This is a genomic window from Streptomyces sp. DvalAA-14 (assembly GCF_900091855.1).
Taxonomy (GTDB): domain Bacteria; phylum Actinomycetota; class Actinomycetes; order Streptomycetales; family Streptomycetaceae; genus Actinacidiphila.
On record NZ_FMCH01000538.1, the window covers coordinates 24,480 to 35,222 of the forward strand.

6 protein-coding genes and 1 pseudogene are annotated in these 10,743 nt (G+C 72.8%); 3 read left to right on the top strand and 4 right to left on the bottom strand.

The window, feature by feature from the left end; genetic code table 11:
- Positions 1-5: 5 nt before the first annotated feature.
- Together GA0115240_RS28965 and GA0115240_RS28970 are read left to right on the top strand one after the other, a co-directional pair.
- Positions 6-1,922: an ABC transporter ATP-binding protein gene (locus tag GA0115240_RS28965; protein ID WP_093741213.1), complete on the top strand. Its 1,917-nt coding sequence runs from the start codon at positions 6-8 to the stop codon at positions 1,920-1,922.
- Between the two features lie 100 nt (positions 1,923-2,022).
- Positions 2,023-2,973 carry a DUF3048 domain-containing protein gene (locus tag GA0115240_RS28970; RefSeq protein ID WP_093741195.1) on the top strand — a complete coding sequence of 317 codons (951 nt, stop codon included), beginning with the start codon at positions 2,023-2,025 and terminating at the stop codon, positions 2,971-2,973.
- A 39-nt stretch (positions 2,974-3,012) separates the two neighbouring features.
- Here GA0115240_RS28970 and GA0115240_RS28975 read toward each other — a convergent pair.
- Positions 3,013-4,174 (bottom strand): annotated as a pseudogene (locus GA0115240_RS28975) (RNA polymerase sigma factor).
- 297 nt (positions 4,175-4,471) lie between these two features.
- A complete protein-coding gene (gene dnaG, locus GA0115240_RS28985) occupies positions 4,472-6,403 on the bottom strand; it encodes a DNA primase (protein WP_093741199.1) in 1,932 nt (643 codons plus the stop codon).
- A gap of 217 nt (positions 6,404-6,620) precedes the next feature.
- Here dnaG and GA0115240_RS28990 point away from each other — a divergent pair, with 217 nt between their 5' ends.
- On the top strand, positions 6,621-8,543 hold the full coding sequence (locus GA0115240_RS28990) for a glycoside hydrolase family 9 protein (protein ID WP_093741201.1): 1,923 nt from the start codon (positions 6,621-6,623) through the stop codon (positions 8,541-8,543).
- A 63-nt stretch (positions 8,544-8,606) separates the two neighbouring features.
- On the opposite strand, the gene GA0115240_RS28995 is transcribed toward GA0115240_RS28990, so the two are convergent.
- Positions 8,607-9,068, bottom strand: a complete 462-nt coding sequence (locus GA0115240_RS28995) for a GNAT family N-acetyltransferase (RefSeq protein WP_093741203.1) — start codon at positions 9,066-9,068, stop codon at positions 8,607-8,609.
- A 35-nt stretch (positions 9,069-9,103) separates the two neighbouring features.
- Positions 9,104-10,369, bottom strand: coding sequence for an NAD(P)/FAD-dependent oxidoreductase (locus GA0115240_RS29000; RefSeq protein WP_093741205.1), 1,266 nt, complete (start codon positions 10,367-10,369; stop codon positions 9,104-9,106).
- Between the last annotated feature and the right edge of the window lie 374 nt (positions 10,370-10,743).

Consider the following 10,743-nt stretch of genomic DNA (forward strand, 5'->3'; position numbering starts at 1 on the left):
GGCCGATGGGCGGTCCGGCCCGCTTCATGAGCGGCGGGCCGGTCGAGCGGTCGATGGACTTCCAGGGCTCGTTGAAGCGGCTGATCCGGATGATGCGGCCGGACCGCTTCCTGCTGTGGGTGATGCTGGCCTTCGGCACGGTGAGCGTCGGGCTGGCGGTGACCGGCCCGCGGATCCTCGGCCATGCCACCGACCTGATCTTCGCCGGGGTGATCGGCGCCCAGACCAAGGGCGGCTCCAAGGCGCAGGCGCTGGCGGCCTTGCGGGCGCACGGGCAGCACCGGATCGCCGACGTGCTGTCCGGCATCGACTTCACGCCCGGCAAGGGCATGGACTTCCACGCGATCGGCGCGGTGCTGCTGCTGGCCCTGGGCGTCTACCTGGCGGCGGCGGTGCTGAGCGTGTTCCAGATGCGCACCGCCACCAAGGTCATCAACCGGGCCGTGTACCGGCTGCGGCGCGACGTGGAGACGAAGCTGTCCCGGCTGCCGCTGTCGTACTTCGACCAGCAGCCGCGCGGCGAGGTCCTCAGCCGGGCCACCAACGACATCGACAACATCGGCCAGACGATGCAGCAGACCATGGGTCAGCTGATCAACTCGCTGCTGACCATCGTCGGCGTGCTGGCGATGATGTTCTGGATCTCCTGGCTGCTGGCGCTGGTCGCGCTGGTGACCGTGCCGGTGACGATGCTGGTGGCCACGCGGGTCGGCAAGCGCGCCCAGCCGCAGTTCGTGCGGCAGTGGAAGACCACCGGGGCGCTCAACGCGCACATCGAGGAGATGTACACCGGGCACGCGCTGGTGAAGGTCTTCGGCCGGGCGAAGGAGTCGGCGGAGATCTTCGAGCGGGAGAACGAGGCACTGTTCGCCTCCGGCTTCCGGGCGCAGTTCATCTCCGGCACCATCCAGCCGATGATGATGTTCATCGGCAACCTCAACTACGTGCTGGTGGCGGTGATCGGCGGCCTGCGGGTGGCGTCGGGCACGCTGTCCATCGGCGACGTGCAGGCCTTCGTGCAGTACTCGCGGCAGTTCAGCCAGCCGCTGACCCAGGTGGCGAGCATGGCGAACCTGATCCAGTCCGGGGTCGCCTCGGCCGAGCGGGTCTTCGAACTCCTGGACGCCGGCGAGCAGTCCCAGGAACCGCGGACGCCGGCCCGGCCCGCCGAGCTGCGCGGCCGGGTCGCGCTGGAGGAGGTGGCCTTCCGCTACGTCCCGGACCGGCCGCTCATCGAGAACCTGTCGCTGACGGTCGAGCCCGGCCACACGGTGGCCATCGTCGGCCCCACCGGCGCCGGAAAGACGACGCTGGTCAATCTGCTGATGCGGTTCTACGAGGTGTCCGGCGGGCGGATCACCCTGGACGGCAGCGATGTGTCGGCGATGTCCCGGGAGGAGTTGCGCTCCTCGATCGGGATGGTGCTCCAGGACACCTGGCTGTTCGGCGGCACCATCGCCGAGAACATCGGGTACGGCAGCGAGGGGGCCACCCGGGAGGACATCGAGGCGGCGGCCCGGGCGGCGCACGCGGACCGCTTCATCCGCACCCTGCCCGAGGGGTACGACACGGTGATCGACGACGAGGGCAGCGGCGTCAGCGCGGGCGAGAAGCAGCTGATCACCATCGCCCGGGCGTTCCTGTCCGACCCGGTGATCCTGGTGCTGGACGAGGCGACCAGTTCGGTCGACACCCGTACCGAGGTGCTGATCCAGCGGGCGATGGCCAAGCTGAGCCACGGCCGGACCAGCTTCGTCATCGCGCACCGGCTGTCCACCATCCGGGACGCCGACGTCATCCTGGTGATGGAGTCCGGGTCGATCGTGGAGCAGGGCACCCATAGCGAGCTGCTCGCGGCGCAGGGGGCGTACGCCCGGCTGTACGCGGCGCAGTTCGCGCAAGCGGTGGCCGAGGTGGACTGACCCGCACGGTCCTCGGCGGAGGACATCGCGGCCTCCCGGGTTCACCATGGAGTGAGGGCGAACAACACGCCGACGCGGCCCAGGGACCCGGGGAGCAGCGATGAGAAGACGGCAGGCGATCGGGGCGGGCGTCGCGGGGGCGCTGGCCGTCGGACTCGTCGCGGGCTGCTCCGGCTCGGGGGGCGGTGGCGGTGGCGCCTCCCCCAGCGCGACCCCGCGGGCGACCGGCAGCACCGGCCCGGTCCGCTCGGTGCTCACCGGCGAACCGGGCCCGGCCGGCCGGGTGGTGGCGGTGAAGATCGACAATGTGGCGGCCGCCCGCCCCCAGACCGGTCTCAACAGCGCTGACCTCGTCTACGGCATCGAGGTCGAGGGCGGGCTGTCCCGGCTGATGGCCGTCCTGGACAGCAACCACCTGCCGCCGGTGATCGGCCCGGTGCGCAGCGCCCGCGAGACCGATCTCCAGCTGCTGGCCGACTACAACCACCCGGTGCTGGCCTTCTCCGGCGCGCAGAGCGAGCTGCTGCCGGTGCTCAAGAAGAGCTCGCAGCTCGCGGCCAGGACCGGCACCCGCGACTTCTTCCGCAACCCCGGCCGGCCCGCCCCGCACAACGAGTACCTGCGCCCCAAGGGCGTGGCCGGCGACGGCGGGACGGCCCAGGACATCGGCCTGCGCTTCGCCGCGAAGACCCCGGCGGGCGGCACCCCGGTCACCACCACCTCGGCGTCGATGCCGTCGGCCCGCTTCACCTTCAGCTGGAACGGCTCGCAGTACCGGGTCGCGATGGACGGCAGGCGCACGGCCTGGACGGCCGACAATGTGATCGTCCAGCACGTGATCGTGAAGGAGTCCCGCTTCCACAGCCGCACCGGATTCGTACCGTTCTCGGAGACCGTCGGCAGCGGTACGGCCGTGGTGCTCCGCGACGGCCGCTCGTACAGCGTGCGGTGGAGCCGCCCCGCTGAGACGTCCGGGACGACGTTCCGGCTGGGCGGCGCGACGCTGCCGCTGCGCCCCGGGCGGACCTGGATCATTCTGGAGCCCCGCTGAGCCCCGCTGAGCCCCGCCGGGCCGCCCGGGCGCCCCGCTTCAGTCGAGGTAGCCGCGCAGCTGGTCGGCGAAGGTGTGGTCGCGCAGTTTGCCCAGCGTCTTGGACTCGATCTGGCGGATGCGTTCCCGGGTGACGCCGAAGATCCGGCCGATCTCCTCCAGGGTGCGCGGGCGGCCGTCGGCGAGGCCGTACCGCAGCTGGACGACCTTGCGTTCGCGCTCGCCGAGGGTGGACAGCACCGCCTCCAGGTGCTCGCGCAGCAGCAGGAAGGCGGCCGACTCGACCGGTGAGGCGGCGTCGCCGTCCTCGATGAGGTCGCCGAGCGCGACGTCGTCCTCCTCGCCGACCGGGGCGTGCAGCGACACCGGCTCCTGGGCGAGCCGCAGCACCTCGCAGACCCGCTCCTCGGTCAGGTCGAGCTGGGCGGCGACCTCTTCGGTGCTGGGCTCGTAGCCGCGTTCCTGGAGCAGGCGGCGCTGGACCCGCACCACCCGGTTGATCAGCTCGACGACGTGCACGGGCACCCGGATGGTCCGGGCCTGGTCGGCCAGCGCGCGGGACATGGCCTGGCGGATCCACCAGGTGGCGTAGGTGGAGAACTTGTAGCCGCGGGCGTAGTCGAACTTCTCGACCGCGCGGATCAGGCCGAGGTTGCCCTCCTGCACCAGGTCCAGCATGGTCAGGCCGCGGCCGATGTAGCGCTTGGCCACCGAGACGACCAGCCGCAGGTTGGCCTCGATCAGCCGGCGCTTGGCCATCCGGCCGAGCACCACCAGCCGGTCGAGGTCGACGGCGAGCTGGGAGTCCGGGTCGGGGAAGGCGGCGAGTTTCTCCTCGGCGAACAGGCCGGCCTCGACCCGGCAGGCCAGCAGGACCTCTTCCTCGGCGCTGAGCAGCGGGATACGGCCGATCTCGCGCAGATACTGGCGGAAGAGGTCGGCGGACGGGCCGGCCGTGTCGGGCCGCAGCGGTTTGACGCGGGGGGCGGCGGCCACGGGATCCGGGGGGTCCGCGGGGATCCGGGTGGTCTGCCGGGTCCGCGGGGTCCGCCGGGTCCGGGGCGAAGGGCTCGTGGTCCGGGTCGTCGGGGTCGTCGGCGCTCCCGAAGCCGTTCGCCGGGTCGGGGGTCTCGCCCTCCCGGCGCTGTTCCGGCACCCGGGGCGCGCCCGCGTCCCCGGGCGGCTGAGGCAGGAACTCCATGGCGACCACCTCGGCTACGGCGGGCAACGGGGGTAATTCGGCCTGGACCTGGATCGGGCTACGGGTCTGCACGGAAGCGACCTCCGCGGTGAGCGCGTCGTTGGGCTCGGAGACGGGCTGAGGCCGGGCGGTTCACGTCGTTCCGGCACAGCCGGGCCCCCGGACGCCGTCACCCAGTGTGGCCCACGACACACCTCCGCTACGAGGGTCGTGCGTACCCTTTTTCACGCCACGTCACCATCCGCGTCCGCGCCGTGACGCGCTCCCCCGGCGCACGATCCGCCGGGCGGGCGCGGGTCACAGGCCGGCCGCGCCCTGCAACCGCAGCCGCTGGCCGTACTGCTGGAGCGCCCACAACTCGTCCCGCACCGCGATCGCCTCGGGGGCGTCGGGGCGTACGTCCTGGGCGGCCAACCGGCCCAGGGCGGCCTGGACTTCGGCGGCGCGGCGCTCGACGGCGTTCATCCGGACCCGGACCAGCACCTCGCCGGCGTAGATCTCCGGCACCTTGTGCATGACCGGCTCGACCGCCAGCTCGGTCACCATCATCCGGACGGTGTCGTCCGGGGCCGCGTCCCGGACCCGCACCAGGTAGTCGTCGCCGGCCCCCTCCACGCCGCCCGCCGCGGCGATCACCCGGCGCACCGCGACATAGGGCGGACCGGTGAACTCGTCCTCGCCGTAGGCGTCGAAGGCCGGGGAGACCAGCTGCGGGTACTGCAGGGCCAGCTTCAGCAGTTCCCGCTCCACCCGGTGGGCCGGGCTGCGCAGATCCAGCCGGGGCCCGCGCGGGCCGGTCCGATCCGGCGCGGCGGCAGCACGGCCGCCGGGCCCCGGACCGTAGCCGGGGCGGGCCGGACGGCCCTGGTCCGGGGCGTTTCCGGCCGCCCGGGCCCGGGACATCGCCCGGACCCGGCGGATGATCGACTGCTCCTCGGCCTGGGTGCCGATACCCGCCATGCCGATCAGCCGGATCGCGTAACGGTCCCGCAGCGACTGGTTCTTGATCGCGGCCACCACCGGGACCGCCGCGTCCACCGCCGCCACCCGGCCCTCGTCGGTGTCCAGGTTGTAGCGGGCCACGATGGAGCGCAGCGCGAACGCGAACAGCGGTGTGCGGCCGTCGATCAGCCGCTGCACCGCCGCGTCGCCGTCGGCGAGCCGCAGTTCGCAGGGGTCCATGCCGCCCGGGGTGATCGCGATCGACGTCTCGGCGGCGAACTTCTGGTCGTCCTCGAAGGCGCGCAGCGCCGCCTTCTGGCCCGCCTCGTCGCCGTCGAAGGTGAACACCACCTCGGCCAGCGCGTTGTCCATCAGCAGCCGCCGCAGGATCTTGATGTGGTCCCCGCCGAAGGCGGTGCCGCAGGTGGCGATCGCGGTGGTGACGCCGGCCAGGTGGCAGGCCATCACATCGGTGTAGCCCTCGACGACGACCGCCCGGCCGGTCCTGGCGATCTCCTTCTTGGCCAGGTCGATCCCGTAGAGCACCTGGGACTTGCGGTACAGCGGCGTGTCGGGGGTGTTCAGGTATTTCGGCCCCTGGTCGTCGTCGCGCAGCTTGCGCGCGCCGAAGCCGATCACCTCGCCGGTGATGTCCCGGATCGGCCAGATCAGCCGGCCCCGGAACCGGTCGATCGCCCCGCCGCGCCGGCTCTCCGAGGCCAGCCCGGAGACGATCAACTCCTTGTCGGTGAAGCCCTTGCCGCGCAGCAGCCGCACCAGGTGGTCCCAGCCAGCCGGCGCGTACCCCACTCCGAAGTGCTCGGCCGCCGCCTGGTCGAATCCGCGCTCGGCCAGGAATCTGCGGCCGATCTCCGCCTCGGCCGAGCCCAGTTGCTCGACGTAGAAGGCGGCGGCCGCCCGGTGCGCCTCGACCAGCCGGATCCGCTCGCCCTGCTGCTGCCGCCCGGGGCCGTGCCCGCCCTCCTCGTACCGCAGGGTGATCCCGGCCTGCCCGGCCAGCCGCTCCACGGCCTCGGCGAAGGTCAGATGGTCGAGCTTCATCACGAAGGCGAGGGTGTCGCCGCCTTCGCCGCAGCCGAAGCAGTGGTACAGGCCCTTGGACGGACTGACCTGGAAGGAGGGGGACTTCTCGTCGTGGAAGGGGCACAGGCCCTTGAGATTGCCGCCGCCGGCCGGCTTGAGCTGGAGGTATTCGGAGACGACGGCGTCAATGGGGACGGCGTCGCGTACCGCCTTCACGTCGTCGTCTCTGATCCTGCCGGCCACGGACGAAGTCTACGGCCCAGGTCGGACCGGCCGGTTCGGACGCGGTGGGAGCCCGGGTCGGACGCCGGTCGGGCGCCGGCCGGACGCGGGCCGGACGCGGTGGGAAGCTTGGGCCGGGCAAGGATCGGGCCGATGCATTGACCACGCGGCTCGCGGGGGGCTAGCTTCGCGATTCGTTAGGAACCTTTCCTATTTTCGGCGCGAGGAGACGCAGCGTATGCCGTTCCGTCGTAGGCGCAGCACCAGAGCCACGGTGACCGGGCTCACCGCCGCCGCCCTGCTGGCCGGTCTGTCTCTGACCGGTGGGGCCGAGCCCGCGCAGGCCGCGACCGGCGGCCTGGTCCGGGTCAATCAGGTCGGATACGCGGGCGGCGGCGCCAAGGAGGCGTTCCTGCTCGCGAAGTCGGCCGTGTCGGGGGCGAAGTGGCGGCTGCTGAACAGCCGCGGCAAGGCGGTCGCCGCCGGCCGCACCAAGGCCAGCCTCGGCACCTGGAACGCGGCCTACCCGGCGGTCTACCTGATCGACTTCAGCTCGGTGACGGCCCGCGGCACCTACCACCTGGTGGTCGACGGCGCGGCCGAGGGCTCCTCCCCGGCCTTCACCATCGGCTCCTCCTCGGCCGTCCTGGCCGGGCCGGCCGCCGACGCCACCACCTTCTTCCAGGCCCAGCGCGACGGCGCCGACACCATTCCCGGCCAGTTGGGGCGCGGCCCGTCGCACCTGAACGACGCCCACGCGTCCGTCTACGCCTGGCCGGCCTTCACCGACCCCGACAGCGACACCATCACGGCCGCGCCGCGGAAGATCGGCGGCCCGGTGGACGTCTCCGGCGGCTGGTTCGACGCCGGCGACTTGCTGAAGTTCACCGAGACCACCTCCTACGCCGTCGCCGCCCTCCAGATCGCCGCGCTGCACACCGGCGCGGGCCCGAAGTCCGCACTGGGCGCCGAGGCGCAGCACGGCCTGGACTGGCTGGACAAGATGTGGGACCCGAAGACGAAGACGCTCTACATCCAGGTGGGCCTGGGCTCGGGGACGGACAGCGGCAGCGTGGTCGGTGACCACGACGTCTGGCGGCTGCCGGAGCAGGACGACACCGACAGCGCCGACCCGTTCCTGCGCGACCGCCCGGTCTTCCGGGCCGGCGCCCCCGGTTCGCGGATCAGCCCCAACCAGGCCGGCCGCCTCGCCGCCGACTTCGCCCTGGCCGCCCAGCGCTACGCCGCCACCGGCCGTGCCGCCGACCGCGCCAGGGCGCGCGGCTATCTGGCCACCGCCGCGCAGATCTACGCGCTGGCCGACACGCACCCGAAGGGCCAGCTGGTGACGGCCGTCCCGTTCGGCTACTACCCGGAGACCAGCTGGCAGGACGACCTCGCCTTCGGCGGCGCGGAACTGGCCCTCGCCGCCCAGAAGCTGCGCGATCCCCGCGCCTCGGCGTGGCTGGCGCAGGCCGCGACCTGGGCGAAGGGCCACCAGAGCGAGGCCGACGCGGACACGCTGAACATGTACGACACCAGCGCGCTCGCCGACCTGGACCTGGCCCGGGCGGAACAGGCGGCCGGCCGGCCGAAGGGCCTGGCCGCGTCCTACGACCAGCTGATCGGCTATGTGAAGGGCCAGCTCGGCACCGGGCAGCGGCGCGCCCAGGCCGATCCCTTCCACGCGGGCGCGATCTACGACGACTTCGACGCGGACTCGCACACCATGGGGCTGGCGGCGACCGTCCAGCTCTACCGGTCGGTGACCGGTGACACCTCCTACGACCGCTTCGGGACCGAGCAGCTCGACTGGCTGCTGGGTGCGAACGCCTGGGGCTCGTCCTTCATGGTCGGCGAGGGCTCGACCTTCCCCGAGTGCACCGCGGGCGAACTGGGCAACCTGGCAGGCAGTTTGAACGGCACCCGGCCGCTGGAGGTCGGCGCGATCGTCAACGGGCCCAACGGCACTGGGCAGTTCGACGGCGGACTGGGCGACTACCTGGACGGTATGCGCCCGTGCCCGGCGAGCGGCGACGCGTTCGCCGCCTTCACCGGGCACGGCAGCACCTACACCGACGACGTACGGTCCTGGCAGAGTTCGGAGCCGGCGCTGGACATGGACGCGTCGGGGCTGCTGGCGTTCTACCTGTCGAAGTAGCCGGCCGGCGGCCGCCGGACCCGGGCCCCCGAGCGGCCCGGGTCCGGCGCCGGGCGGGCGCCGCTACCGGTCGAGGTCCTTGGTGACGAAGACGTAGTGGGGCCCGCTCGGTTCGATGGTGAACTCCGCACCGACCGCGGTGAAGCCGAGGTGCTCGTAGAAGCCGGTCGCGGACGTGCGGCCGTTGCACCAGCCCAGCTCCGCGCCCCGGGCGGCGGCCTCGCGCAGGCCGGCCTTCAGGGCGGCGGCGCCGTAGCCCTGGCCGCGGACCTCGGGCGAGCTACCCATGCCGCGGAAACGGAAGGCGGGGGCGGTCTCGCCGGGCATCGGGTCCGGGAAGAAGGTCACGCAGCCTTTGACGACCGGCTCGGCGCCGGAGTCCCCCGGGTCGTCGTACACCGCTATGTGAAAGGTGTCGCCGCGCGAGTCCTCCGGATAGACGGCGGTCTCGCGCGGCATTCCGGTGCGCAGCACCGCCCACCGCAGGGCGAAGATCTCCTCGACGGGCACGACAGCGGTACGCATGACGGATGTCCTTCCTGGTCAGTCCAGGAAAGAGGCTACCCGAGCGGGCCGAGCGACCCCAGGGGCACCGAAGGGTCGGACAGCGCATCGGCGTCGACGGGCCGGCCGGACCGGATCAGGTGCTGGACGGCCTCGGTGACGTCCCACACATTGACGTTCATCCCGGCCAGCACCCGGCCCTCGCGCAGCCAGAACGCGATGAACTGCCGTTTGCCGACATCGCCGCGGATCACCACCTGGTCGTAGCCACCGGGGGCGGCATGCCCGGAGAACTCCAGGCCCAGGTCGTACTGGTCGGAGAAGAAGTACGGAATCCTGTCGTACGAGGACTGCCGGCCGAGCATGGCGCGGGCGGCGGCCGGGCCCCCGTTGAGGGCGTTCGCCCAGTGCTCGACCCGCAGCCGCAGCCCGAGCAGCGGGTGGTGGGCGGCGGCCACGTCCCCCGCCGCGAAGATGTCGGGGTCCGAGGTGCGCAGCTCGGCGTCCACCGCGATGCCGCCGAGCGCCGGGTCGGCCAGGGTCAGCCCGGAGGACTCGGCGAGCGCGGTCCGCGGGGCGGCGCCGATCGCGGCGAGCACGTCGTGGGCCGGATGCTCCTCGCCGTCGTCGGTGATCGCGGCCAGCACCATGCCGTCCTGGCCGGTGATCTCGGTCAGCCGGCGGCCGAACTGGAAGCGGACGCCGTGCTCGGCGTGCAGGTCGGTGAAGACGGCGCCCAGCTCCGGGCCGAGCACCGAGTGCAGCGGGGTCGGCGCGGGTTCGACGACGGTCACCTCGGCGCCGTAGCCGCGGGCCGCGGCGGCCACCTCCAGGCCGATCCAGCCGGCCCCGGCGATCACCAGGTGGCCGTTCTCCCGGCCCAGGCTGGTCAGGACGTTCTTGAGGCGGTCGGCGTGCGCGAGGCGGCGCAGGTGGTGCACCCCGGCCAGCTCGGTGCCCGGGATGTCGAGGCGGCGCGGCTCGGAGCCGGTGGCGAGCAGCAGCTTGTCGTACTGCAAGGTGGTGCCGTCGCCGAGCGTCACGGTGTGGGCGGCACGGTCCAGGCCCACCACGGGCTGGCCGAGGTGCAGCTCGATGTCGTGCTCGGCGTACCAGGGGGCCTGCTGCACGAAGGCGGAGTCGCGGTCGGCGCTGCCGGTCAGATACCCCTTGGACAGGGGTGGGCGTTCGTAGGGGTGGTCGCGCTCGTCGCCGATCAGTATCACCCGGCCGGTGAATCCCTCGGACCGGAGCGTCTCCGCGGCTTTCGCCCCGGCTAGCCCCGCTCCGACGATCACGAAGGTCTGGTGTGCGTCCACCACTGTGCGCCTCCCCTGCCGGTCGTTCCTTATACGCGAGCGTCCCGCACGTCAGGGCCGTCGGGAAGAGTGCCGCGCCGGTCCGTTCTTGCACCGTTCATATGCCGCCCGCGTGTCCGCCACGTCGGCGGTGGCCTTCAGCGCGGTCGCCGCGACCCCGCACATGATCATCGCACCCCTCCCTGTGCCCCGCCTAGGCCCGCGCCCGCCCCCCTGCGGGGAGCCACTCCGGGCAGCGCCTCACCCCCGGCCCCACCGCGGGCCCCCCGCCCGGACCCCGACCACCGGCCGCTGCCCGGCTGGCCGCGCAGTTCCTCGCGCCCCTGACGGGGCACCCCCACGCCTCCCCAACCCCGGCCCCGCCACGGGCCCCCCGC

Excerpts from the sequence above, each read along its gene's own strand:
- GA0115240_RS28995 (WP_093741203.1), bottom strand. The coding sequence starts at position 9,068 with ATGCGTACCGCTGTCGTGCCCGTCGAGGAGATCTTCGCCCTGCGGTGG.
- GA0115240_RS28990 (WP_093741201.1), top strand. The coding sequence starts at position 6,621 with ATGCCGTTCCGTCGTAGGCGCAGCACCAGAGCCACGGTGACCGGGCTC.
- GA0115240_RS28965 (WP_093741213.1), top strand. The coding sequence starts at position 6 with ATGGGCGGTCCGGCCCGCTTCATGAGCGGCGGGCCGGTCGAGCGGTCG.
- GA0115240_RS28970 (WP_093741195.1), top strand. The coding sequence starts at position 2,023 with ATGAGAAGACGGCAGGCGATCGGGGCGGGCGTCGCGGGGGCGCTGGCC.